Source organism: Candidatus Omnitrophota bacterium (genome assembly GCA_030650275.1).
Classification (GTDB): domain Bacteria; phylum Omnitrophota; class Gorgyraeia; order Zapsychrales; family Fredricksoniimonadaceae; genus JACPXN01.
The window spans coordinates 1-23,594 of the sequence record JAUSEK010000006.1 but is presented as its reverse complement, the minus strand read 5'-3'; the positions used below and the strand labels follow the sequence as shown (position 1 = coordinate 23,594).

Sequence of the window (23,594 nt, the reverse complement as noted above, 5' to 3'; positions counted from 1 at the left end):
GAAACGGTATGAAAAAATTTGTTGTGCTGGTCGCGGTGGTCTTTACGTTATCGGTCCTGGCGGGTTGCGGTAAGAAGAAAGATGACTCCGCGTCTCTGGAAGCGCTCAACGGGGTGGCTTCCGAGAACGTGATTTCCGTAAGCGATATGGGCGCGGATGTCCCTGTGATCGTTGAAAATGCCGAAATGGCCCCGACAGATACGGCCGGTGAAATGGCCGCGGACGCTTCCGGCAAACCGACCACCAGACAGATCCAGCAAGCCCTTAAAAATGCCGGTTTTTATGCGGGTAAGGTGGATGGCGATCTTGGTCCAAGAACCAAGAAAGCCATTGAGGCCTTCCAGTCCCAGAATGGTTTGAAAGCGGACGGCAAGGTAGGCCCGAAGACCTGGAGAATTTTGTCCGCGCATTTGAATTCAGCGTCTGAAGTTGCCAATCCCAGCGCGGCTGAACAAGAGCCTTAATTATCCTTTCCCGATATCCGCGAACATCTTCAAACCCCCACGCTCCCTGCGTGTCGCCGGGTATTATCCAGATATGACCTATAAAACCGAATCTGCCGGCGGGGTGGTGGTCAATAAAAAAGGCCGCGTGCTCGTCGTCAACCAGCGCGGCACATCCTGGTCTTTGCCCAAAGGCCATATTGACCCCGCAGAGACCAAATTGCAGGCGGCCGTCCGGGAGATCGAGGAAGAAAGCGGCATCCGGCGTTTGACCTATGTGAAGGACCTTGGTTCCTACAGCCGTTACAGGATCGGCCTTGGGTCTAAAGAGGACAGGGAGGAATTAAAGACCCTGCATATGTTTTTATTCACGACCGATGAAGAACGTTTAAAGCCCGTTCATGCCGATCACCCTGAAGTCCGCTGGGTCCGTCCCGATGATGTGGAAGCATTGTTTACCCATCCCAAGGACAAATTATTTTTTAAATCCATCCGTAGTCAGGTCTGTTAGAGGCAGTGAGACCGTCATGGCCAAGAAAAAGATATTGATCGTTGAAGATGACCGCGATATCAGCGAACTGGTCCGTTACAATCTGGAGCGGGAAGGGTATGATGTTTCCGCCCTGTTCGAAGGCGGGGATGCTTTTGATCACGCGCTCAAGCGCAAGCCGGATGTGATCATTTTGGACCTCATGCTGCCCGGGACCGACGGTATGGAGATCTGCCGCTTGCTCAAGAACGAGGATAAGACCAAGAATATCCCCATCATCATGCTGACTGCCAAAGGCGAAGAAAGCGATGTGGTCATCGGCCTGCAGATGGGAGCGGATGACTATATCACCAAACCTTTCAGTCCTAAAGTCCTGACAGCGCGCGTCAAGGCGATCTTGCGCAGGGGCCTTTCATCTTCCACGGCTGTTGGGTCCCCGGACCGACAATACGGAGACCTGGTCCTGGACATCCCCAAACACAAGGTTGTTTATGCCGGCAAGGCCGTAGCGTTGACGGCCATTGAATTCGATATCCTGGAATTTTTGTCCCGTTCGCCGGGGCGCGTATATTCCCGCGAGCAGATGCTGGACAATGTCTGGAAAGAAGGGAAATTCATCGTGGACCGCGCGGTGGACGTGCATATCCGCGGCTTAAGGAAGAAACTGGGCCGCGGCAAGGACTGCATTGAAACCGTGCGTGGTGTCGGGTATTGTTTTAAGGACTTTGAGTAATGCTGTCCATTGCGCTTGTTCTTCTGGTTGCCGTTGTGTCCGGTGTCCTCACCTTTGCCATCAGCCGCTATTTTCATGCCCGCCGCCTTAAAGACATTCGTCTGATGACCGATGCCTTGTCCAAAGAGGAATTTCAGAAGAAGATCCGCCAGGTCACGGCTGACAAGGACCAGTTGAAAGCCATCCTTTCGAGCATGGTGGAGGGGGTCATTATCATTTCCGCAGACAGCCATGTCGTGCATATCAGCCCGAATTTTTATAACATGCTTGAAATGCGTTCCAAGGAGTTCAACGGCCGGTATTATTGGGAAGTCATCCGCAACGCCTCCATCAATGATCTTTTGCGCGAGGCCCTGGCTTCCAAAAAAGCCCTGCGCAGGGAGATCACCATCCTCCATCCGGTGGAAACGTTCTTTAGCATGCAGATCTCTCCCGTACTCAATGAACAGGGGGCGCTGTCAAGCATTGTTGCGGTCTTTCACGACATCACCGAATTGAAGAAATACGAACGCCTGCGCAGTGAATTCGTGGCCAACGTATCCCATGAATTGAAAACGCCGCTGACGTCCATCAAAGGGTTCGTGGAAACGCTCAAAGAGGGCGCTTTGGATGACCGCGATCATGCCCTGCGTTTTCTGGACATCATCGGCAAACAGACGCATCGGCTGGAGAATTTGGTGAGCGACCTTCTGGTGCTTTCTTCGCTGGAGTCCAAAGAGATCAAGATGAGCTTAGGGGCGGTGGACATCGAGGCCCTTTTGCAGGCCGTGGTCCTGATGCAAAAGAAATACATTGAGCAAAATAAACACGCGGTCCACCTCAATATCCCCCGTGACCTGCCTAAGGTCCATGCCGACCAGGGACGTTTGGAGCAGGTTTTCCTGAACCTTCTGGACAATGCGGTCAAGTTTACCCCGGCGGGAGGGCGTATTGACATTGACGCCTGTTTGGAGGGGGATCTTGTGCGGGTGGATGTCAGGGACACCGGTGTCGGGATCCCTGCGGAACATTTGTCCCGCGTTTTTGAGCGTTTTTACCGCGTGGACAAGGCCAGGTCCAGCGATCTGGGAGGCACGGGATTAGGGCTTTCCATCGTTAAACACATTGTCAATGCCCATAAAGGCAGGGTGGAGGTGCAAAGCCGGATCGGGTCCGGTTCCACCTTCCGTGTTTTTCTTCCTGTTGATAACCCTCCAAAGTGATATAATTGGATCCGTGATTTTTAAAGTTGAGTCCTTGATATTTGATATGGACGGGGTCATCACCGACACCATGCGTTATCATTATCGCGCGTGGAAAGAGGTGTTCGTCCGTTACGGTGTGCGTGTCAGCCACGAGGACATTTACAAGCGTGAAGGCCAAAAGGGCATTGACAGCGTGCGTGAGATCTTTTTTGAGCATGGCCGTCAGCATAGCGATGACCTTGGCCATCAGGTCCTGAAGGAGAAAGAAGAATTGTTTAAAGAGATTTTCAGGTCCCGGTTCATTCCCGGCAGCCGTTCCTTGCTCAAGCGTTTGAAGCGCCAAGGTTTTTTACTGGGACTTGTGACCGGCACGTCCAGGCATGAGGCCCAAAGACTCCTGCCGCCGGAGCTGTGGGAGGCGTTCAACGTTGTTGTCTGCGGCAGCGATGTGCATAACGGAAAGCCTCATCCGGAACCCTATGAGAAGGCCATACGGCATTTGAACGTTCAAAAGTCCCGCGCTGTTGTTCTGGAGAACGCCCCTTTCGGCATACGTTCCGCGAAAGCCGCGGGCCTGACCTGTTTCGCGCTGGAAACATCCTTACCCGGGTCTTTTTTATCCGGCGCTGACCATATTTTTCCTTCATACCGCGATATGCTGGCCAAAGTCCATTTCCAACGACCATGAGCCATTCTAAAGTCCTCCTCTTTTATAAGAAAACCAGTTACGACCATTATTTCTTGGCCGGCAAAAAACGTTCGTCCACGCTTAAGAAACTTCTTGCCCCGCGTGATCTCAAACGTTTTCTGGACACGCACCAGCTGCATTACGCGACATTGGCCGGGGTGGAAAAGGCCCTGCGTCTGCGGGGTGTCCGTTATGAGCGTTTTTGCCGGGGCAAGGCCTTTGACCCGTCGGGGTTCGGCCTGGTCATCACCGTCGGCGGGGACGGCACGTTCCTGGAAGCCGCGCGCGCCCTGAAGGGGCAATTCGTTTTAGGGGTCAACTCTAACCCGTATTGGAGCGTGGGGCGTTTTTGCGCCGGTACGGCGCATAATTTTCCCGGTCTTCTGGCGCGTTGGATCGCCGGGCGTTCACGCGTTCTGGTCCTTGAGCGCATGCAGATCGAAGTTCAGAAGAAGAAATATCCGGCCCTCAATGACATTTTGGTTTCCCATCAGAGCCCCGGGGCCATGAGCCGTTATGCCTTGCATTTCCGGGGACAAAAAGAGGAGCAGAGATCATCGGGGGTGTGGATATCCACGGCCGCCGGTTCCACCGGTGCCATCCGTTCGGCTGGAGGCCGCGTTTTGCCGCCACAAAGCAGGCAATTGCAATATAAGCCGCGTGAGCTGTATCACGGACGCGGATCCGGATACCATTTGAAAGGCGGGATTATCCGCGACCGGGAAAATATCAGGATCACCTCCTTGATGCGTGAAGGGGTGGTATACGTGGACGGTTCTCATATTTGTCTGCCGTTCGTTTTCGGTTCAACACTTAAGGTCAGCCGTTCGTCGCATCCGTTAAAGGTAATTTGGAAATAGTAGGGGCGACCCGCCGGGTCGCCCGTACATAATGTTATGAAAGCGATCCTATTAGTCAGCCACGGCAGCCGCTCGGCGAAGACAAAACAAGAGGTGTCCGCGCTCGTTGAGACCTTAAGAAAACGCGTCAAAACGGATATTTTTGAATTTGCTTTTCTGGAACTGGAATCCCCAAGTATCCCGGAAGGCATAGACATTTGTGTCAACAAGGGAGCGGATCAGGTCACTGTTTTATTAAATTTTCTCAATTCCGGCCGGCATGTGGATACGGACATCCCCGTCCTTGTCCATGAAGCTGAAAACAAATACCCGCGCGTGCGTTTTTTGATCATAACCCCCGTTGGTCAGCATCCCGTGATCGCCGACCTTTTTGCAGACCTCATCAACCATGCTTAAAACCGACAGTGGGAAAATATTTGCCCGTGATTTGACGCGCTGGTATCAGAAACACCAGCGCTCCCTGCCGTGGCGCGATAGCCGTGACCCTTATCACATCTGGGCTTCCGAGATCATGCTCCAGCAGACCACGGTCAATGCCGTTATTCCCTATTATGAACGCTGGCTGAAGACCTTTCCGACCGTATTTGATCTGGCCCGGGCCGACATCCACGATGTCCTGAAAGCGTGGCAGGGGCTTGGATATTACGCGCGGGCCAAGAATTTCCATAAGGCGGCAGGGCTTGTCGTGGACGATCATGGAGGGAAGCTGCCGGCTGACCCTGTCGTGGTGCGTTCCTTGCCCGGGTTCGGTCCGTATACGACCGGGTCGGTTTTAAGCATTGCCTATGACGCGCGCCTGCCCATCATTGATGCCAATGTCCGCCGGGTAGTGATGCGGCTTTTGGCTTTGCCCGGTGAGGCGGACACGCAACAGGATAAAAAAGTTACCGCGTTCTTAGAAAAAGTTTTGCCCCGCAAGGGTGTCGGTGATTTTAACCAGGCGCTGATGGAATTGGGCGCCTTGGTGTGCCGGTCCAAAGAGCCCTTGTGTCTTTTATGTCCGGTGCGCCCGTATTGCTCAGCTTATACCAAAGGCAAACAGGAGATCATCCCCAAGCCAAAACAAAAGATCATCAAGGACATTGAAACGGTGATCGCGGTCATTCGTCACAAGGGCAAATTTTTTATCCAGAAACGGCCGTCCAAAGGACTGCTCGCAGACTTGTGGGAATTCCCCGGGGGTAAGTTGGAAAAAGGGGAGAGCGCGCGGGAAGCCCTTAGCCGGGAAATACAAGAGGAGTTGGGAATTAAAATTGTAGATGCCCGGCATCTTTTTGACGTGCGGCATTTTTATACGACCTTCCGGGTGAAATTGTCCGTATGGGCGGCTGAAACAGCATCTTTACCCGGAACTGATCAGACCCATCGGTGGGTTTTGTCCCGCGATTTTGTTCAATACCCCATGCCTTCAGGCACGGTCAAGGTGATAGAGAAGCTGATGTCAAAAAATAGTTGACAAAATTTTTTTATCGTATATACTTACTTACATGATTAACTTAGTAATGATTAAAAAAGTTTCCGGGGGTTTATATGAAAAATAACCTTATCGTCAGAGACAAGAAATGGCGAAGCATGGCCAAAGCCGCTTCCTGGCGCATGACCGGGACCATGGATACCATCCTGATCTCCTGGCTCATCACGCATAAATTACACATCGCCCTTTCCATTGGATTCGTGGAGCTTTTTACGAAATTGGTCCTGTATTATTTTCATGAACGGGCCTGGGAGCATGTTAAAATAGGGCGTGTTATGGCGGATTATGAAATTTAAGGGGAATAGCCATGAAGATCTCCGCTAAAATAGATTATGCCTGCCGCGCCATTCTGGAACTGGCCTTGCATTGGCCGGTCACCACACCTTTGCAGGCCCAAAAGATCGCCAAGCGTCAGAAGGTCCCCATGAAATTTCTGGTGCACATTTTGATCGATTTGAAAGAGTCAGGGTATGTGGACAGCATCCGAGGTAAAAACGGTGGTTATGTTTTGCTTAAAAAGCCCGCTGATGTTAAATTGAGCGATATCGTCAGGCATTTTGGCGGTCTTGGTTTTTCAGAAGCCGTGCCCAAAACTAAAGGGCATGTGATGGATGCCATGTGGCAGGAGGTGCAGACATCTGTGAACCATGCCCTGGAAGGCATCAATTTTGAGGACATACGTAACAAGCACATGAGCCAATCAAAAACGGTGAGTTATGACATTTAAAGAGAAAATACCGGAATTGATCAGCGCGACCAAGGGTCTTGATGCCCAGGGGATCATTCAATGGGCATTCAAGACCTTTGGCAACAGGGTTGTTTTTGCCACCAGTTTGGGTGAGGAAGACCAGGTCATTACGGACATGATCGCCCGCGTGGCGCCGGGCATTGAAATATTTACCCTGGACACCGGCCGTCTCTATCAGGAAACCTATGACCTTTTAGCCAAGACGCAAAAAAGGTACAGTCAGGTGACGTTCAAGATCTATTATCCAGATACCAAGGCCGTTGAAGAAATGGTTGCGGCCAAGGGCATCAATTTATTTTACGAAAGCGTTGAGAACCGCAAGACATGCTGCGGGGTGCGCAAGGTGGAGCCCCTGCGCCGGGCTTTGTCCAACGCGGATGCCTGGATCACGGGCCTGCGGCGTTCGCAATCCCTGACCCGGTCGGAAGCCACGATCTTCGAGTGGGACGAGGTCAATGGGAAAATAAAGATCAATCCGCTTGTTGATTGGTCTTTGGACCAGGTGCGCGATTACATTAAAAAGAACAAGGTGGACGTCAATCCTTTGCATGCCAAAGGTTTTGTCAGCATCAGCTGTGCGCCCTGCACCCGGGCCATCAAACCCGGCGAAGATATCCGTGCCGGCCGCTGGTGGTGGGAACAGCCGGAACAGAAGGAATGCGGTTTGCACAAGAAATAAAGGTAGCACCTGCCTTCTTCGGAGAAGGCAGGTGCTACCTTTGAGGTGTGATGGTATGAATAAGACGATAGACAAACTGGACGCTTTGGAATCGCAGAGCGTGTATATTTTGCGCGAGGCGTATCGCGAGTTCAAGTCGCTGGTCATGCTCTGGTCCATCGGCAAGGACTCGACCGTGCTTTTGTGGCTGGCGCGCAAGGCCTTCTTTGGCCACGTGCCCTTTCCGCTGGTGCACATTGATACCAATTACAAGATCCCGGAAATGATCCAGTACCGCGATGAACTGGCCATGAAGTTCAAGTTGAACATGATCGTAGGCCAGAACACCGAAGCGCTCAAAGCCAAAAAGACATTTCCCGACGGCGCCATTGACCGCATCGCCTGCTGCAAGGCCCTGAAGACCGACGCGCTTAAAAACACGCTTTCCGGTGCCTGGCCGCGCAAACGGCTCAACCATAAGACCGGCCAATATGAAACAGATACTAACATTGAACCCTATACCGGTGTCATCGTGGGCGCGCGGGCGGACGAGGAGGGGAGCCGTTCCAAAGAACGCTATTTTTCTCCCCGCGACCGCAACAGCGACTGGGACGTGGGAGACCAGCCGCCGGAATTGTGGAACCAGTTCAAGACCGATTTCGCGCCGGGCACGCATATCCGTGTGCATCCTTTGCTGGACTGGACGGAATTGAATATTTGGGAATACATTGAGCGGGAAAATGTTCCCATCACCAAATTGTATTTTGACCAGGGTGATGGCAAACGCTACAGATCGCTGGGGTGCTATCCATGCTCGTTCCCCGTGGATTCCAAGGCCAAGAACGTGGCGGATATTGTCAAAGAGTTAAGGGAAGGCAAGTTCAAGAACATCGCCGAGCGCTCCGGCCGCGCCCAGGACAAGGAAGACAACGGCGGTTTGGAAACCTTACGGCGAGAAGGATACATGTAAAGGTTATGCGTGGTGCGGGTGGCTGAGGTGGGGGCCCCCCGGCCGCGCGCAGCTGGTGCGAGCACGGACGGGGGTGACCGAAGACAGGACCCGCCCTTACGACGGTGACTATGAATACTCAACGTGAACAGATGAATGTGGTGATCGTTGGCCACGTGGACCACGGCAAAAGCACGCTGGTCGGCCGTCTTTTGGCCGATACCGGTTCCTTGCCCGAGGGTAAGGTGGAAGCGGTCAAAAAGCAATGCGAACGCAATGCCAAGCCCTTTGAGTATGCCTTTTTGCTCGACGCGCTCAAAGACGAGCAGGCCCAGGGCATCACCATTGACACGGCCCGCAGTTTTTTCAAGTCCGCCAAGCGTGATTACATCATCATTGACGCGCCGGGTCATATCGAGTTCTTAAAAAATATGATCAGCGGAGCGGCCCGCGCCGAAGCGGCCTTGTTGGTCATCGATGCCCATGAAGGCATTAAGGAAAATTCCAGGCGTCATGGCTATGTGATGCGTTTTTTGGGGATCAAGAATGTGGCCGTGTGCGTCAACAAAATGGACCTGGTCCAGTATGACCAAAAGGTCTTTGAACAGATCAAGGCCGATTACACCAAATTCCTCCACGAAATCGACCTGAAGCCCCAGAGTTTCATTCCTATCGCGGCTTTTCACGGCGACAATGTGGCCGTTGCCTCAAAGAACATGCCGTGGTATAGGGGGCCGAATATTCTGGAAGTTCTGGATAGTTTTCCAAAACAGGCCCCTTTGCACACGCAGGTGTTCCGCATGCCGGTCCAGGATATTTATAAGTTCACCGAAGAGGGGGACAAGCGGCGTATCATTGCCGGACGCGTCGAGTCCGGGACCGTGCGGGCGGGAGATGAGGTGGTCTTTTGGCCGTCGGGAAAAAAGAACCGCGTCAGATCCGTGGAATATTTTAACGGTCCTGTCCGTCAGGAGGCCTTTGCCGGACAGTCCGCGGGTCTGACCATGGACACCGAGTTTTACATACGTCCCGGCGAGGTCATGGTCAAGGCGTCGGAAAAATTGCCGCAGGTCAGCCAGAAATTCAAGGCCAATGTGTTCTGGATGGGCAAACAGCCGCTGGTGCAGGGCAAGGTCTATAAGTTAAAGATCGCCAGCCAGCAAGTGCCGGTAGTTGTTTCGCAGATCCTCCATGTCCTTAACGCCGCGGAATTGGTCTCCAGCCAGAAATCTTATGTGGACCGTCACGAGGTCGGGGAATGCGTTTTTGAGGCCATGAAACCCGTGGCCTTTGACCTTGCCAATGACATCGCGGCCACAGGCCGTTTTGTGCTCGTGGACCAATACGAGATCGCCGGAGGCGGCATCATTCTGGCTCCTGTTTTTGACAGTGATTCTTCATTGAAAGAACACATCCGCAAGCGCGAGTATGGGTGGGAGCGCAGTCAGATAACACCGGATGACCGCGCCCGGAAATACGGACATAAAAGCGCGTTCATCCTCATTACCGGTAAGGTTGATGCCGGTAAACAACGCATTGCCAAGGACCTTGAGGAAAAGCTGTCCAATTTAGGCAAGTTTGTATATTTTCTCGGCGTTTCCAACCAGCTGGCTTTGGCTTCCCAGGACTCCAAAGATAAGGTTTTGGGTAAGTTTGAACATTTGCAGCAATTGGGGGAATTGGCCCATTTGATGACGGACGCGGGGCTGGTCCTCATCACCAGCATTACGGACATTGATGATCATGAATTGGGGTTGCTCAAAACGCTCAATTATCCTAACCGCACCTTTGTGGTCAATGTCGGGGAAAACCGTTTTAACGCGTCTGATATCGATCTGGATCTCGTTGAGAACGAGGACAGCGGCCAGGCCGTCAAGAAGATCGTGGACCTTTTAGTCAAAGCGGTTGTCTTGGACCCCGAATATATGATATGATGTTTGTCCATAACGTGCCTTAAGGAGGGGATAGACATGTCTGAACGGATCTCTTTGAATATCGACGGGAAAAAGCTGGATTGCCCGGTCATTGTCGGCACCGAGGGTGAGAAAGCCATTGATATCGCCGAACTGCGCGCCGCCACCGGGTATATCACCATGGACCCGGGTTTCGGTAATACGGGCTCCTGCAAGAGCGCCATCACGTATCTGGACGGAGACAAAGGGGTCCTGCGTTACCGCGGCATTCCCATTGAACAATTGGCGGAAAAGTCCACCTTTGTGGAGACCGCCTACCTTTTGATCTACGGTCATTTGCCCACCCAGAAGGAAGTCGACGTTTTTTCCAGCGCTTTCAATGAACATTCCATGATCCATGAGGACATGAAGAATTTTTTCAACGCGTTCTCCTCGAGCGCGCACCCCATGGCCATCCTGTCGGCCATGGTCTGTTCCATGTCCGCGTATTACCCCACCATGATCAAGGAAAACCCCAACAAAGGGGACATTGACCGCATCGCGGTCCAGCTCTTGTCCAAGGTGCGCACCATTTCCGCTTTTTCCTATAAAAAGTCCATCGGCGAACCGTTCGTCTATCCGCGCCATGACCTGAAATATGTTCCCAACTTTCTGAACATGATGTTCTCTTCACCCACCAAATCTTATCAGATCGTTGATGAGGTCGTGCAGGCGCTTCGGGTCCTTTTGATCCTGCACGCCGACCATGAGCAGAATTGCTCCACATCAACGGTGCGTCTGGTGGGCTCTTCCCACGCAAATTTGTACGCGTCCATTTCCGCCGGCATCTGCGCTTTGTGGGGGCCTCTGCACGGCGGGGCCAACCAGGCGGTCATTGAAATGCTCCAGGACATCCATGCCGACGGCGGCGGGGTGGACAAATACGTGGCCAGGGCCAAGGACAAGGCCAGTGGTTTTCGGCTCATGGGTTTCGGCCACCGCGTGTACAAGAATTTTGATCCGCGCGCCAGGATCATCAAAGAAAAGGCCGACGAACTTCTCAATAAACTCGGCATCCATGATCCGCTTTTGGACATCGCCAAACGCCTGGAAGAGGCCGCGCTCAAAGATGAATATTTTATTTCGCGCAAGCTTTATCCGAACGTGGATTTTTACAGCGGCATCATTTTGCGGGCCATCGGCATACCGCTTAGGATGTTCCCGGTCATGTTCGCCATCGGCCGCATGCCCGGCTGGATCGCGCATTGGAAAGAAATGATCGAAGACCCCGCCACCAAGATCGGCCGTCCGTCCCAGATCTACACCGGCGAGCCCAAGCATGATTATGTGCCGCTAGAGAAAAGATAACGTAGGGGCGGGGCATGCCCCCCCGTACACTAATTTGAGAAGGAGCGTTTTGTGATCTCATTTATCCCCAAAGCAAAATTCAATAAAGACGCCGCGGTCATTTTGCTGACCGCCGGCCAAAAACATCCCCGTTTGAAAAAAGAACTGGAGAAAGGGGAAGTTTTCCCCATCCTGGAGGGCAAGAGGTTGTCCTTGTTCGTCGGTTTAGGCAAGACACAGAAATTGTCGTTGACCGAAGTGCGCGTCAATACCCGCAAGGCGCTGTTGTCGCCTTATATCAAATCCGCCAGGACCGTTGAAGTGGTGCCCCACGCCTCTGATGAGAACACGGTCAAGGCCATTATTGACGGCATCAGCATCGGCACCTATGTCTGGGACAAATACAAGAGTAGGCCCAAGGATGACAAGACCTTCAAAAATAAGCACATCATTATTGCTGTTCCTGAAAGCAAGGCGCTGCGCCAGGCCGTGACCATTTGCGAAGGCGTGCGCCTGACCCGTGATCTGATCAATGACAATGCCGATACCGTGACTTCCCAATATTTGGAAAAAACCGTCAGAGGGCTGATCAAGGGAAAGAAGAATGCGTCCCTGCAGGTCCTTAATGAAAAAGAACTCAAGCGCCACGGGTTGAATTTTCATCTGGCCGTCAACCAGGGCAGCCGCAAGGAGCCGAAACTCATCATTGTCAAATACCACGGCGGTCCTAAAGGTCAACCGTACACCGCCATCATCGGCAAGGGCATGACCTTTGACACCGGCGGTTTAAATCTCAAATCCAGCAATCATATTGAGACCATGAGGATCGACATGAGCGGCGCGGGCGCTGTGTGCGGTATCCTCAAAAACGTTTTGGCCTTGGGGATCAGGAAAAACCTTTTGTTCGTTTTGAGCATTGCCGAAAACGCCATCGGTTCCGGGGCGTACAAACCGGGGGATGTGATCACCGGTTATGCCGGCAAAAGCGTTGAGATCGGCAATACCGATGCCGAAGGCCGCCTGGTGCTGGCCGATGCTTTTGCTTATGTGGTCAAGAATTATAAACCGGCGACGATGATCGACATGGCCACCCTGACCGGCGCTTGTGTGGTGGCTTTGGGTTTTGATTATTCAGGTCTTTTTTCCAACAATGATGACCTGGCCCGTTCTCTGGTGCGGGCTTCCAATGATACGGATGACCGCGCCTGGCGCCTGCCTGTTTATCCGGAACTCAAAAATTATATCAAATCGCCCATCGCGGATCTGAAGAACACCAGTTCGGTGCGGGGCGCGGGCGCGTGCACGGCCGCGGAATTCCTCCGTCAATTCACCAATGACACGCCCTGGGCGCATCTGGACATTGCCGGCAGCGCCTACGTCGAGGGTCCCTGCCGGATGTATTACGGCCACGGGGCCACCGGCGCCGGGGTGCGGCTGTTGACGCATTATTTATTAAACAGTTAGGACGTTCCCTCCCCCTTGTGGGGAGGGTTAGGGAGGGGGAAGTATGGAGAATTTTTATTTTTTGATCATTTTCGCCGTTATTGTTTTCTTCATGGGCATACGCATCGTGCGCCCGACGCATCGCGGTCTGGTGGAACGGTTCGGTAAATACCTGCGTTTTGCCTCTCCGGGTTTTAATTGGATCATCCCCATTGTTGAGAACATGTACCAGATCAACATCACCGAACAGCTGGTGGACGCGGAAACGCAGGAGATCATCACCAACGACAATCTGAATGCCAAGGTTGACGCGCAGGTGTATTTCAAGGTCAAGCCCGATGAACAGCATGTAAAAAACTGCCAGTACAATGTCGGCAATTATCAATGGCAGATCGTCAATCTGGCGCGTACGACCTTGCGCAATATCATCGGCACCATGACCCTTAAAAGCGCCAACAGCGAACGCGGCCGTATCAATACGGAATTGCACACCATTTTGGGGCGCGAGACCGCGAACTGGGGATTGGATATCGTGCGCACGGAATTAAAGGAAATTGATCCGCCCAAGGACGTGCAGGAAACCATGAATAAGGTGGTCAAGGCGGAGAACGAGAAGATCGCGGCCATTGATTATGCCACTGCCGCCGAGACCGTTGCCGACGGTCAAAAACGCGCCGAGATCAAGAAAGCCGAAGGCATCAAACAGGCCCGTATTTTGGAGGCCCAGGGCGAAGCCCAGGCCATCCAATTGGTCAATGAAGCGGCCCAGAAATATTTCGTGGGCAACGCGCAGGTGCTGCGTAAATTGGAAGCGGTTGAAAAGGCCCTGGCCCACAATAGCAAGATCGTGGTGCCTGCCAATTCAGAATTAACCAATGTCATCGGCGACCTGGCCGGTGTTATGCCGATCAAGTAGGAGTGATGATGAGTTTTCGCATTGAAACGGACAGCATGGGGGAAGTGAAGGTCCCGGCGGACAAATACTGGGGCGCCCAGACTCAGCGGGCTTTGGAGAATTTCAAGATCGGGGGAGACCAATTCCCGCCGGAATTCATCCGGGCTTTCGGGATCTTGAAAAAAGCCGCGGCTCTGGTCAATCAGGAATTAGGGCTTTTATCCGCGGATAAGGCAAGGTTGATCGTTCAGGCCGCGGACGAGATCATTGAAGGCAAGCTTAACGCGCATTTTCCTTTGGTCGTCTGGCAGACCGGCAGCGGCACCCAGATGAACATGAACGCCAATGAAGTCATTGCTAACCGCGCCATTGAGATCGCCGGCGGGGTCATGGGCAGTAAAAAACCCATCCATCCCAATGATGATGTCAACAAGGCCCAGTCCTCCAATGATACCTTTCCGACAGCCATGCACATCGCCGCGCTGGAAGATATTCACCGGCGTTTGGTCCCCATGGTCAAAAAATTGCGCGATGCTTTGCAAAAAAAATCCGTGGAATTCAAAGACATCATCAAGATCGGCCGCACCCATTTGATGGACGCGACCCCGCTGACGTTGGGGCAGGAATTTTCCGGTTATGTCCAGCAATTGACCAATGGTCTGGAGCGCATCGACGCGGCTTTACCGCGTTTGTATGAATTGGCTTTGGGCGGGACTGCCGTCGGGACCGGGCTTAATACCCATCCACAGTTTGCCGTCAAATCAGCTGAAAAGATCGCGCAGATCACCGGCAAGCCCTTTAAAACAGCCCGTAATAAATTTGAGGCCCTGGCAGGCCAGGATGCTCTGGTGGAATTGAGCGGTGCTTTGAACACCTTGGCCGTATCGCTTATAAAGATCGCCAATGACGTTCGTTGGTTGGGTTCGGGGCCGCGTTCAGGAATAGGGGAATTGCATTTGCCGGAAAATGAACCGGGAAGTTCCATCATGCCGGGCAAGGTCAACCCCACCCAATGCGAGGCCATGACCATGGTCTGTGTCCAGGTGTTCGGCAATCACACGGCCGTCACCTTTGCCGGCGCCAGCGGTAACTTTGAACTCAACGTCTACAAACCGGTCACTATTTTTAATGTCTTGAATTCCATCCGTTTGCTGGGTGATGCCTGTGCCAGTTTCACCGACCATTGCGTTGTCGGCATTGAGCCCAACCGCGCCAATATCCAAAAGCATCTCGACGATTCGCTCATGCTCGTGACCGCTTTGAATCCGCATATCGGTTATGATAACGCGGCCAAGGTCGCCAAAAAAGCCCTTGCCGAAGGCATGACCCTCAAACAAGCCGTTGTTGCGCTGGGTTTGCTTAAATCCGAAGAGTTTGACCGCATCGTCCGTCCGCAGGACATGATCGGCCCCAAACCATAAATTAAGTAGCCCACCGTAACCTGAATTATTTCGCGCAAAATAGATAAAAAAGGGACACCATAAAGTGTCCCCTTTTTTGTGTAAACGAAGGGTGTTTATTTATGCGTTGGCTGATGTTGCTGTTTGCGATTGTGCTGGCTTAAGAGAATAACAATAAGACCGGCAATTCCGGCAATGGCAACAATGATGATAGCTTCCATTATTTGTTTCCTTCGTTAATGAGAGATCCGTTTTTTGTTATGCTCCGAATAAACGACAAGGCCTACACAAAAAATAAGAAGCAAGGTTAGTGTTGCGAGAACCATCATATTTATGCTCCTTTTTTGGAAGGTTGGATCAAGACGCCAGCGACCATAAACCCAAGACCAAGTATACACAGGCCAAAACGCATTAACAATGAGAATTTTTCAAAGAAGTAACTTGCTACTGCCGCTGTTAGAATATTCTTCCCGAGGTCTCCGATTTGCCGGGACATATATTCCCGGCGTGCGTCGTCTATGACGAACATACAAACTCCTTTCGCTTTTTCCGTCGGCGAAAGTAGTGGGGAGCTACCGGATGCTACGGCGATATGACGGATAATATGGGTTAAGTGCTAACGCGTCTGGGGAAGGGGCGCTTGATGACATTAATGTAACAAAAGGTATTATGGCTGTCAAAGAAAATCAAAACGGGGATTTTATTTTGCTGCTTCCTTAAATTCCGCGACCAGGGCCTGAACGGTTTGTTTGGCGTCGCCGAAGATCATCCGCGTATTGTCGTAATAAAACAATTCATTCTCAATTCCCGCGAAACCGGTTGCCATTGAACGTTTGAGCACGAACACGGTCTTGGCCTTGTCCGCGTTGATGATGGGCATGCCGTAAATGGGACTGCTTTTGTCATGGCGGGAGGCCGGGTTGACCACGTCATTGGCACCGATCACGATGGCCACATCCACATTTTCCATGAGCGGGTTAATGGCGTCCATTTCCATCAACTGGTCATAGGAAATGTTGGCTTCGGCGAGCAATACGTTCATGTGTCCGGGCATGCGTCCCGCGACCGGATGGATGGCAAATTTGACGTCGCAGCCGTTTTTCTCTAGCCATTCGCTCAATTCGCGCACCGCGTGCTGGGCTTGCGCCACAGCCAGGCCGTAACCGGGCACGATCACCACGGATTTGGCATTCTCCAATACCAGAAAAGCATCCTCAACAGAAACCGCTTTGGCCTCTTTTTTTTCGCCGTCGGCTTTCTTTTTGACCACTGTTCCGAAAGCCCCGAAAATGACGTTGACGATCGAGCGGTTCATGGCCTTGCACATGATGACGCTCAAGATGATCCCGTTGGCCCCCACCAAAGCGCCCACCACGATCAACAGCGTATTATGGATGACAAAACCCGTGGTGCAGGCCACGATCCCGGAATAGCTGTTCAAGACCGAGATGACCACTGGCATGTCCGCACCGCCGATGGGAATGACCAGAAAGATGCCGAAAAACACGGACAACCCTAAAATGATCAGGAAGAGGTCGTAACGGCCGGGGGCCATGATGAACAGGACGCCCAGGATGAGGATCGCTGATATCAAGGCCATGTTCAATAAACGCTGGCCGGTAAATAAAATGGGTTTTCCGGGGATCCGTCCGCTCAGTTTTCCCCATGCGATGATGCTTCCGGTAAAGGTCAGGCCGCCGATGACGATGGATATGTAAAGCGTGATGACATTGGTCAGGTCAACAGCGCCGTGCACATGATAAGCGCTCCAGCCGACAAAAACACTGGCCAGGGCCCCGCATCCATGCAGAAGCGCTATCATTTCCGGCATCTGGGTCATGGCCGCTTTAAAAGCGACCAGGGTCCCCAAACCGCCCCCGATGATGATGCCGATGAGGATCCATTGAAAACTAAGTTGCCCGCTGGTCAGGGTGGCGGCAATGGCCAAAAACATGCCTGCGGCGGAGAGCATATTGCCTTTGCGGGCGGACACAGGGGAGCCCAGAAATTTTAATCCAAAGGCGAACAGGACGGAACTGATGATATAGATGAAATTGACGACAACCTCGCTCATTTAATGTCCTTTTTCTTGAACATTTTCAGCATGCGTTCCGTGACCAAATAACCGCCGACCACGTTAAAGGCGGCCAGGGCCACGGCCGATGTTCCTAAAATAATGGTCAGCGTGCTGTTGGCATCAGCGCCGGCCGCGATCAAGGCACCGATGATGATGATCCCGCAAATGGCATTGGCTTCCGACATCAGCGGGGTATGCAAAAGCGGGGGAACGCGGGAGATGAGCGCAAAGCCCAGAAAAACCGAGAGGGTCAATATAAAAAGTAGATAGATGAGTTCCATGTTCCCCCTCCCTAACCCTCCCCACAAGGGGGAGGGAATTCTTATTTGATCAGCATGGGGTTGACGATCTTGCCCGCGTGGGTGACTAAGCAACCCTTAATGATCTCATCTTCGGTATTCAGATCAAAAATTTTAGTGTCCTTGTTCCAGTATTCTTCCAGGAGATTGTGCAGATTAGCGGAATACATCTGGCTGGCGTGGACAGCGGCATGACCGGGCAGATTGCCGGGTCCCAAAATGCGCACGCCATTGGCGGTGACGACCTCTTCATTAACTTTGGAGCCCTCCACATTACCGCCGCTTTCGACCGCCATATCTACAATGATACTGCCGGCTTTCATCTGGGCGATCATGTCCTTGGTCACAACAACAGGCGCTTTGCGGCCGAACAACTGGGCCGTGGTGATGACCACATCTGATTGCGAACAGACCTTGGCCATACCCTGACGCTGTTTTTCCAATTGTTCCAGGGTCAATGCTTTGGCATATCCCTGGGAGGTTTGACCGGTGTCCCCTAGGTCGATCTCAACAAATTTTCCCCCTAAGGACTGCACCTGTTCCTTGACCACGGGCCGGGTGTCAAAGGCCTCGACGCGGGCACCCAGCCGTTTGGCCGTGGCAATGGCCTGCAAACCGGCAACGCCCGCACCGATGATAAAGACGCGCGCCGGAGAAATGGTCCCGGCCGGGGTCATGAGCATGGGGAAAATTTTGGGGAGACGCTCGGCCGCGAGGATGACCATGACATATCCGGCAAGGTTGGCCTGTGAACTCAAAGCATCCATCTTTTGCGCGCGGGTGGTGCGGGGGATCATTTCCATGGAAATGGCGCTGATGCCGCCGGAGGCCAGAGCATCCACGAGTTGTTTTTCATTGAAGGGGTCCAAAAAACTGATGTGCAAACACCCTTTTTTAAGCCAGCTGATCTCCTGGACAGGGGGTTTGCGCAGGCGAAGGACAATATCAGCCGAGGCAAGCAAAGTCCGGCGGTCTGAAGTTACAGAAGCACCAGCTTTCTTGTATTCTTCATCGGAGACGCCGATGCTTTGGCCTAAACCGGTTTCAACAGATACCACAGCTCCTTTTTTGACCAAACGGTCAACGGAAGGAGGGATGAACGATACCCGGGTTTCTCCCGGATGGATTTCTTTAGGGACGGCAATGACCATGCCTCCAGATTAACAAAAGACGAATTTAAGTCAAGGGTGAATTCCTGTATTCCTGTATTTTCCTTGTTTTCTAGAAAGGGTTAGGATAAAATGACCTCTAAGTTTTACATCAGTGGTCATCCTGAGCGAAGTCGAAGGATCCAATCCCCCCATGTTTAAGGATAAAAATATTTTTGAGCTCATTGGTGCCGGCGGCTTCACCATTTATCTGCTGGCGTTCTGTTCGGTCCTGTCTTTGGCCGTTATTATTGAACGGATGCTGTATTATCAGCGCCGTTCGCGGGTTTCCAGGCCAGCGCTGATGGAACATATACGCCAGGAATATGGATCAGGGCGGACGTCCGGGGCCATTGATAGTTGCCGTCAGGCAGATACTCCGTATGCCAATGTGGCTTTGGCGGGCTTAACGCTCAAGGGTCATGATGAAAAGGTGATCTCCAATGCCATGGAACGGGAGATCACCGTGGAAACGGTCAAACTCGAACGTTTCACCAGTATTGTGGGGACCATCGGCGGTACGGCCGTGTATGTCGGGCTTTTCGGCACGGTGCTGGGCATCATGCGCGCTTTCGCGGACATCGGCAAGGCCGGTTCCGGCGGCATGGAAGTCGTGACCACCGGCATTTCCGAGGCGCTCATCTGCACCGCGGCCGGGCTTTTTGTCGCCATCCCGGCGGTGGTCGCGTACAATTATTTTATGCGTAAGGTTGACAATTTTGTCGTGGATATGGAATTGGCGGCTTCCGAATTGCTGGATGTTATTTGTATGAAAAAGAAATGAGACTCCGCCCCCGCAATTCCAAACTCATCGCCGATATCAACATAGCGCCGTTCACCGATGTTATTCTGGTGCTTTTGATCATTTTTATGGTGACGACACCGTTGATCTACCGCTCCAGCATCAAGATCGCCCTGCCGCAGGTGTCTAACAATCCCCAGCCCCTGGCAACAAAAGATATCAATGTCATGGTCAGTGCGGCCGGGGAGGTCTATCTGGAAAACCAGAAATATAACCTCAAACTGGACCGCGACCTGCTGCGCTTCAAGATGCGGGGATTGGTCAAGGCTAATAAGAATTCCGCGATCATTATCAACGGCGACCGCAACGTCAAATACGATTACGTGGTGCAGGTCATTGACGCGGCATCCAAGGCCGGGATCAAACATTTGGTATTGGCAACCGAATTCAAAAGGTGAATGTGTTGCAACGCGCTTTCAGGGTGGCGATCATCGGCAGCGGGCCCAGCGGATTTTATCTGGCGGAAGAATTGTTTAAAGTAGGGGCGGGGCATGCCCCGCCCTTACATATCACAGTGGACATGTTTGAAAAATTGCCCGTGCCTTACGGGTTAGTGCGTTACGGCGTTGCCCCGGACCATCCCAAGATCAAGAACGTCACCAAGGTCTTTGAAAAGACCGCCCAAAATCCCCATTTTACATTTTTAGGCCATGTGACCGTGGGCAAGGACATCACGGTCCCTGAACTGCAGAAGTTTTATGATGCCCTCATTTTTGCCGTTGGTGCCGAGGCAGACAGGCATTTGGGTATTGAGGGGGAGGGTCTGGCGGGGAGTTACACAGCCACTGAATTCGTGGCCTGGTACAATAGCCATCCGGATTTTCAGGACCATCATTTTGATCTTTCCCATGACGTGGCCGTGATCGTGGGGCAGGGCAATGTGGCCATGGATGTGGCCCGCATTTTATGTAAAAGCGCGGATGAATTGAAGAAAACCGATATCAGCCGGCAGGCCTTGGAGGTCCTGGCTGAAAGCAGGATCAGGGAAGTCCATATGTATGGCCGCCGCGGCCCGGTCCAGGCCGCTTTTACCCCTCCCGAGATCAGGGAAATGGGGGAATTGGCCGATTGTTACCCCGTTTTAGATCCCCAAGACCTGAAATTGAACGAAGCAAGCCAAAAAGAGATGGAAGACCCGGCCCATGCGGCCCGTAAGAAGAATTTTGAGATCCTTCAGCATTTTACGACTCTGCAGCCCCAGGGCCGCAAACGCAAGTTTGTCCTGCATTTTTTCAAAAGCCCGGTGGCGCTCCTTGGTCAAGGCCGTGTCCAGAGGGTAAAATTTGAGATGAACCGCCTGGTGGGGGATCCGGGCAGACAAAAAGTGAGCGGCACAGACAAATTTGAGGAAATTGACTGCGGGATCTTCTTTCGCAGCGTCGGTTATCGCGGTATTCCCATAAAAGGCCTGCCTTTTTCTGACCAAGCGGGTATTATTCCCAACCAAAATGGCCGGGTCATGGATCCCGGGAAGGCATTGGCCGGTTTATACGCGGCCGGATGGATCAAAAGAGGCGCCACAGGCGTTATCGGCACCAATAAACCGGACAGCGAAGACACGGTCAAGAGTTTACTGGAGGATTTGGACCGGTTAAAACCGTGCGAAAGGCCAAGCACCCAGGAAGTCATAGCTTTTTTAAAGGAAAAACAGGTCCGGGTGGTCACTTTCGCGGATTGGAAGAAGATCGATGCCGCGGAGATCGCACGCGGGGCGAAATCAGACAAGCCAAGGGAGAAATTCGACCGCGTTACCGGCATGTTGTCCGCCATTTAATCAAATTTCAGCGCTTTCCCCCCAAAAACCCCTTCATAAAAAAACACTGGCATTTTTTTAAAAGTAAGGTATATTATCTTTACCCTTATTGGGGCAGAACCATGTTGTCGTAAGGAAGAGGAGGAGGTTAGCCATGATCGGTCCGCATAATGAACAGTCGAATCAGAGGGCTGATAAAGAAGACGAGGCCACTTTCGCTTGGGATGAAGCGAGTGTCTTGATCTAAATCTGCTTTTTATTGATTCAAAGAAGCACAAAAACCCTTGCGAGAGCAAGGGTTAAGCATTTTTATAAGGTAAAAAGGGGACACTTTAAAGTGTCCCCTTTTTATTCAATAATGCAGTCGGCCGGGAAGGGTTTGGCCATCAGGTCTGCGGTAATGGGGTTCTCTTTGAAGTGGCTGATGAGGCCTTCCATGCCGATGCGGCGGTTAAAATAACCCAGGTCTTCTCCGGGTTTGGCTTTGGCCTTCCAGAATTTGAAAAGCGCATCCAAGACAGCCGCTACCCGCTCGCGGGGGATGGACCTTAAGTAAATATCGTTGCCATCCGGGGAAACAAGGGACAATCCCTGGTGCCTGGCATCTTCGGTCCCCATTAACTTCAATTGGTAGCGGTTTAATCCGGAGCCGACCAACCCCACGGTTTTGGTGGCAGGCCGGAAGCATTGCCGTTCACAGCCGGTAATACCGATGGACTCTGCCAGTTCCCCCCAGCCCAAGGTCTCCAGTTCATCGATCAAAAAAGGTTCAAATTTCTCCGAATCCGTGTATGTCAAACGGCAGGTGTCGCGGCCCACACAGGCCCCTGAAAGCAGGCGCAGGGTGGAATAGGCCTTGCCGTTGCGCTTGCCGAATCCGAATTTGGCCAGATCAGCTTCAAATTCTTTCTTTGAGGCCTCGGGTATATTAGAGAAAAGGGCGTCCTGGTTGGGGGTGATGAGGAGTTCCACCGGGTACCTGTTCACCAAATGCCGGCACATGGACTTGAGTTTGCCGTTGGGGCCCGAGTCGATCAGGCGGCCGTTCTCAATAAAAGCACCGTAAGACCAAAGCCCGTTGGTCGCCTGTTTGAACCAGCCATGATGCATATGTCTGGCTCCGGGATCCAAAGAGGGGTTTGGTGGTTCCAATTTAAAGCCAAGCTTTTTTTCCACCTGTTCGCGGTACCAGGCGGCCCCCATCTTTTTGATGACGTATTTGAGGCGGGCCCAGACGCGGTTCTCGCGGTCGCCCCATTCCTGGTGGACCTGGACCACGGCATCCAAAGTTTTAAACAAACGGTTTTTATCCACGATGCCCAGGGGTTTGCCTAAACAAGCCATGGATGGTTTGCCGTTGCGTTCGCCCTGGCCGCCGCCCACGTAGATCTGGAATTTTCCGCCGAAGGCGGATCCGCCTTTGGCGGAGGCATTACTTTCAATCACTGGCACTACAGCCAGGTCATGGGTCAGGGCTTCCACACAATTGTCTGCGACCAGATGACCGGTGGCCTCATCTTTAACAACTCCGGAAAAAGCGATCTTGAACTTGCGGTTGAGGAGATTGGGCCCGTATTGGAATGATTCTTCGGGCTTTCTAAGGTATTTGGGGTCAATGGCCCAGACCTCAATAAAGGGCTCGAGGGGCAATTGGAAATAAAGCCCGGCTTTTTGGGCCATGGCATTGGCATCGTAGACATCGGAAAATCGTGACAGGGGGCATCCCATGACATTGCGGGTATTGTCCCCGCAGCCGTTGAGGGTGTTTAAGCCCGATTCGGCCAGTGTTTTGATCACCTCAACCACATGCTCTTTTTTGATCCAGTGGAACTGGATGTTCTGGCGGGTGGTCAGCCGTATGGAAGGGCGGCCTTCGCTGTCCCTGGTGTATTTTTCGGTCAGATCATCAATGACGTTCCATTGTCCGCGGTTTAACGGGCCGCCGCCGGGAATGGAAATGCGGACCATGTAAACCCATTCTTTTTCGTTGCCGGTCTTGGCGCGGTTGAATTCCAGGTAGATGCCGTGGGATTTGGCAATGGCTTCCGCTTCCCAAACCAGGTCCGGCCGGGAATTGTCCCTGAAATCTGTTTTCAAATTGCCCAAAAACCCTTTGGAAGCCAGTTTATTCAGCTCTTCCTTGGAATATTTGTCCTGTGGGGTATGGAGATTGGGAGCAAATGGTTTACGGTCCATGGCTCCATAATTATACAAAAAATTTCTTACTTTCCTACTGCTTTTAATGTTAATATAATTTCCTTATATGAAACATTTTTTTTCCCACGTGCGCACGTACATCTTCCGCGGCCTT

At 52.4% G+C, this 23,594-nt stretch carries 25 protein-coding genes; 20 read left to right on the top strand and 5 right to left on the bottom strand.

Going from position 1 to position 23,594, the window contains the following annotated elements; translation table 11 throughout:
- The first annotated feature begins 8 nt into the window (after nucleotides 1–8).
- The 17 genes from Q7K71_01905 (at nucleotide 9) to fumC (ending at nucleotide 15,225) form a co-directional block, all read left to right on the top strand.
- A complete protein-coding gene (locus Q7K71_01905) occupies nucleotides 9–464 on the top strand; it encodes a peptidoglycan-binding domain-containing protein (protein MDO8674856.1) in 456 nt (151 codons plus the stop codon).
- A 73-nt stretch (nucleotides 465–537) separates the two neighbouring features.
- Nucleotides 538–954 (top strand): NUDIX domain-containing protein, encoded by a 417-nt coding sequence (locus Q7K71_01900; GenBank protein MDO8674855.1) that lies wholly within the window; start codon nucleotides 538–540, stop codon nucleotides 952–954.
- Nucleotides 955–970: 16 nt separating this feature from the next.
- A complete protein-coding gene (locus Q7K71_01895; GenBank protein ID MDO8674854.1) occupies nucleotides 971–1,666 on the top strand; it encodes a response regulator transcription factor in 696 nt (231 codons plus the stop codon).
- Nucleotides 1,666–2,868, top strand: coding sequence for an ATP-binding protein (locus tag Q7K71_01890; protein ID MDO8674853.1), 1,203 nt, complete (start codon nucleotides 1,666–1,668; stop codon nucleotides 2,866–2,868). The genes Q7K71_01895 and Q7K71_01890 overlap by 1 nt, the downstream gene beginning before the upstream one ends.
- 13 nt (nucleotides 2,869–2,881) lie before the next feature.
- A complete protein-coding gene (locus tag Q7K71_01885) occupies nucleotides 2,882–3,538 on the top strand; it encodes an HAD family phosphatase (protein MDO8674852.1) in 657 nt (218 codons plus the stop codon).
- Nucleotides 3,535–4,398, top strand: coding sequence for an NAD(+)/NADH kinase (locus tag Q7K71_01880; protein ID MDO8674851.1), 864 nt, complete (start codon nucleotides 3,535–3,537; stop codon nucleotides 4,396–4,398). The genes Q7K71_01885 and Q7K71_01880 overlap by 4 nt, the downstream gene beginning before the upstream one ends.
- A gap of 36 nt (nucleotides 4,399–4,434) precedes the next feature.
- Nucleotides 4,435–4,794 (top strand): CbiX/SirB N-terminal domain-containing protein, encoded by a 360-nt coding sequence (locus Q7K71_01875; protein MDO8674850.1) that lies wholly within the window; start codon nucleotides 4,435–4,437, stop codon nucleotides 4,792–4,794.
- A complete protein-coding gene (gene mutY, locus Q7K71_01870) occupies nucleotides 4,787–5,854 on the top strand; it encodes an A/G-specific adenine glycosylase (GenBank protein ID MDO8674849.1) in 1,068 nt (355 codons plus the stop codon). The genes Q7K71_01875 and mutY overlap by 8 nt, the downstream gene beginning before the upstream one ends.
- A 74-nt stretch (nucleotides 5,855–5,928) precedes the next feature.
- Entirely contained in the window at nucleotides 5,929–6,168 is a 240-nt protein-coding gene (locus tag Q7K71_01865) for a DUF2061 domain-containing protein (GenBank protein ID MDO8674848.1), read from the top strand.
- A gap of 11 nt (nucleotides 6,169–6,179) precedes the next feature.
- Nucleotides 6,180–6,599 carry an Rrf2 family transcriptional regulator gene (locus Q7K71_01860; GenBank protein ID MDO8674847.1) on the top strand — a complete coding sequence of 140 codons (420 nt, stop codon included), beginning with the start codon at nucleotides 6,180–6,182 and terminating at the stop codon, nucleotides 6,597–6,599.
- On the top strand, nucleotides 6,589–7,299 hold the full coding sequence (locus Q7K71_01855) for a phosphoadenylyl-sulfate reductase (GenBank protein MDO8674846.1): 711 nt from the start codon (nucleotides 6,589–6,591) through the stop codon (nucleotides 7,297–7,299). Before Q7K71_01860 ends, Q7K71_01855 begins: the two co-directional genes overlap by 11 nt.
- 67 nt (nucleotides 7,300–7,366) lie before the next feature.
- Entirely contained in the window at nucleotides 7,367–8,248 is an 882-nt protein-coding gene (gene cysD / locus Q7K71_01850; protein MDO8674845.1) for a sulfate adenylyltransferase subunit CysD, read from the top strand.
- Nucleotides 8,249–8,358: 110 nt separating this feature from the next.
- Nucleotides 8,359–10,161, top strand: coding sequence for a GTP-binding protein (locus tag Q7K71_01845; protein ID MDO8674844.1), 1,803 nt, complete (start codon nucleotides 8,359–8,361; stop codon nucleotides 10,159–10,161).
- Nucleotides 10,162–10,197: 36 nt separating this feature from the next.
- Complete coding sequence (locus Q7K71_01840; GenBank protein ID MDO8674843.1) at nucleotides 10,198–11,487, top strand: citrate synthase; 1,290 nt, start codon at nucleotides 10,198–10,200, stop codon at nucleotides 11,485–11,487.
- Nucleotides 11,488–11,538: 51 nt separating this feature from the next.
- Entirely contained in the window at nucleotides 11,539–12,930 is a 1,392-nt protein-coding gene (locus Q7K71_01835) for a leucyl aminopeptidase (protein MDO8674842.1), read from the top strand.
- 43 nt (nucleotides 12,931–12,973) lie between these two features.
- Complete coding sequence (locus Q7K71_01830) at nucleotides 12,974–13,825, top strand: SPFH domain-containing protein (GenBank protein ID MDO8674841.1); 852 nt, start codon at nucleotides 12,974–12,976, stop codon at nucleotides 13,823–13,825.
- 8 nt (nucleotides 13,826–13,833) lie between these two features.
- Nucleotides 13,834–15,225 (top strand): class II fumarate hydratase, encoded by a 1,392-nt coding sequence (gene fumC / locus Q7K71_01825; protein MDO8674840.1) that lies wholly within the window; start codon nucleotides 13,834–13,836, stop codon nucleotides 15,223–15,225.
- Nucleotides 15,226–15,535: 310 nt separating this feature from the next.
- On the opposite strand, the gene Q7K71_01820 is transcribed toward fumC, so the two are convergent.
- The 4 genes from Q7K71_01820 to Q7K71_01805 form a co-directional block, all read right to left on the bottom strand.
- On the bottom strand, nucleotides 15,536–15,733 hold the full coding sequence (locus tag Q7K71_01820) for a hypothetical protein (GenBank protein MDO8674839.1): 198 nt from the start codon (nucleotides 15,731–15,733) through the stop codon (nucleotides 15,536–15,538).
- Between the two features lie 171 nt (nucleotides 15,734–15,904).
- Nucleotides 15,905–17,278, bottom strand: a complete 1,374-nt coding sequence (locus Q7K71_01815) for an NAD(P)(+) transhydrogenase (Re/Si-specific) subunit beta (GenBank protein ID MDO8674838.1) — start codon at nucleotides 17,276–17,278, stop codon at nucleotides 15,905–15,907.
- Nucleotides 17,275–17,562, bottom strand: a complete 288-nt coding sequence (locus Q7K71_01810; GenBank protein MDO8674837.1) for a proton-translocating transhydrogenase family protein — start codon at nucleotides 17,560–17,562, stop codon at nucleotides 17,275–17,277. Before Q7K71_01810 ends, Q7K71_01815 begins: the two co-directional genes overlap by 4 nt.
- A gap of 41 nt (nucleotides 17,563–17,603) precedes the next feature.
- Nucleotides 17,604–18,731 carry a Re/Si-specific NAD(P)(+) transhydrogenase subunit alpha gene (locus Q7K71_01805; protein ID MDO8674836.1) on the bottom strand — a complete coding sequence of 376 codons (1,128 nt, stop codon included), beginning with the start codon at nucleotides 18,729–18,731 and terminating at the stop codon, nucleotides 17,604–17,606.
- A 151-nt stretch (nucleotides 18,732–18,882) separates the two neighbouring features.
- Here Q7K71_01805 and Q7K71_01800 point away from each other — a divergent pair, with 151 nt between their 5' ends.
- Genes Q7K71_01800 through Q7K71_01790 form a run of 3 tightly spaced genes read left to right on the top strand, consistent with a single transcriptional unit; the run spans nucleotide 18,883 to nucleotide 21,304 of the window.
- Entirely contained in the window at nucleotides 18,883–19,512 is a 630-nt protein-coding gene (locus Q7K71_01800; protein ID MDO8674835.1) for a MotA/TolQ/ExbB proton channel family protein, read from the top strand.
- The gene (locus Q7K71_01795) at nucleotides 19,509–19,928 is read left to right on the top strand and encodes a biopolymer transporter ExbD (protein MDO8674834.1); all 420 of its coding nucleotides are present in this window, start codon (nucleotides 19,509–19,511) and stop codon (nucleotides 19,926–19,928) included. The genes Q7K71_01800 and Q7K71_01795 overlap by 4 nt, the downstream gene beginning before the upstream one ends.
- 2 nt (nucleotides 19,929–19,930) lie before the next feature.
- Nucleotides 19,931–21,304, top strand: a complete 1,374-nt coding sequence (locus Q7K71_01790; GenBank protein ID MDO8674833.1) for an FAD-dependent oxidoreductase — start codon at nucleotides 19,931–19,933, stop codon at nucleotides 21,302–21,304.
- 327 nt (nucleotides 21,305–21,631) lie between these two features.
- Here Q7K71_01790 and Q7K71_01785 read toward each other — a convergent pair whose 3' ends face one another.
- Nucleotides 21,632–23,479, bottom strand: coding sequence for a nitrite/sulfite reductase (locus Q7K71_01785; GenBank protein ID MDO8674832.1), 1,848 nt, complete (start codon nucleotides 23,477–23,479; stop codon nucleotides 21,632–21,634).
- Nucleotides 23,480–23,594 lie beyond the last annotated feature (115 nt).

Coding starts and splice junctions, on each gene's coding strand:
- Q7K71_01905 (MDO8674856.1), top strand. CDS start 9: ATGAAAAAATTTGTTGTGCTGGTCGCGGTGGTCTTTACGTTATCGGTC.
- Q7K71_01900 (MDO8674855.1), top strand. CDS start 538: ATGACCTATAAAACCGAATCTGCCGGCGGGGTGGTGGTCAATAAAAAA.
- Q7K71_01895 (MDO8674854.1), top strand. CDS start 971: ATGGCCAAGAAAAAGATATTGATCGTTGAAGATGACCGCGATATCAGC.
- Q7K71_01890 (MDO8674853.1), top strand. CDS start 1,666: ATGCTGTCCATTGCGCTTGTTCTTCTGGTTGCCGTTGTGTCCGGTGTC.
- Q7K71_01880 (MDO8674851.1), top strand. CDS start 3,535: ATGAGCCATTCTAAAGTCCTCCTCTTTTATAAGAAAACCAGTTACGAC.
- Q7K71_01875 (MDO8674850.1), top strand. CDS start 4,435: ATGAAAGCGATCCTATTAGTCAGCCACGGCAGCCGCTCGGCGAAGACA.
- mutY (MDO8674849.1), top strand. CDS start 4,787: ATGCTTAAAACCGACAGTGGGAAAATATTTGCCCGTGATTTGACGCGC.
- Q7K71_01865 (MDO8674848.1), top strand. CDS start 5,929: ATGAAAAATAACCTTATCGTCAGAGACAAGAAATGGCGAAGCATGGCC.
- Q7K71_01860 (MDO8674847.1), top strand. CDS start 6,180: ATGAAGATCTCCGCTAAAATAGATTATGCCTGCCGCGCCATTCTGGAA.
- Q7K71_01855 (MDO8674846.1), top strand. CDS start 6,589: ATGACATTTAAAGAGAAAATACCGGAATTGATCAGCGCGACCAAGGGT.
- Q7K71_01845 (MDO8674844.1), top strand. CDS start 8,359: ATGAATACTCAACGTGAACAGATGAATGTGGTGATCGTTGGCCACGTG.
- Q7K71_01840 (MDO8674843.1), top strand. CDS start 10,198: ATGTCTGAACGGATCTCTTTGAATATCGACGGGAAAAAGCTGGATTGC.
- Q7K71_01830 (MDO8674841.1), top strand. CDS start 12,974: ATGGAGAATTTTTATTTTTTGATCATTTTCGCCGTTATTGTTTTCTTC.
- fumC (MDO8674840.1), top strand. CDS start 13,834: ATGAGTTTTCGCATTGAAACGGACAGCATGGGGGAAGTGAAGGTCCCG.
- Q7K71_01820 (MDO8674839.1), bottom strand. CDS start 15,733: ATGTTCGTCATAGACGACGCACGCCGGGAATATATGTCCCGGCAAATC.
- Q7K71_01815 (MDO8674838.1), bottom strand. CDS start 17,278: ATGAGCGAGGTTGTCGTCAATTTCATCTATATCATCAGTTCCGTCCTG.
- Q7K71_01810 (MDO8674837.1), bottom strand. CDS start 17,562: ATGGAACTCATCTATCTACTTTTTATATTGACCCTCTCGGTTTTTCTG.
- Q7K71_01805 (MDO8674836.1), bottom strand. CDS start 18,731: ATGGTCATTGCCGTCCCTAAAGAAATCCATCCGGGAGAAACCCGGGTA.
- Q7K71_01800 (MDO8674835.1), top strand. CDS start 18,883: ATGTTTAAGGATAAAAATATTTTTGAGCTCATTGGTGCCGGCGGCTTC.
- Q7K71_01795 (MDO8674834.1), top strand. CDS start 19,509: ATGAGACTCCGCCCCCGCAATTCCAAACTCATCGCCGATATCAACATA.
- Q7K71_01785 (MDO8674832.1), bottom strand. CDS start 23,479: ATGGACCGTAAACCATTTGCTCCCAATCTCCATACCCCACAGGACAAA.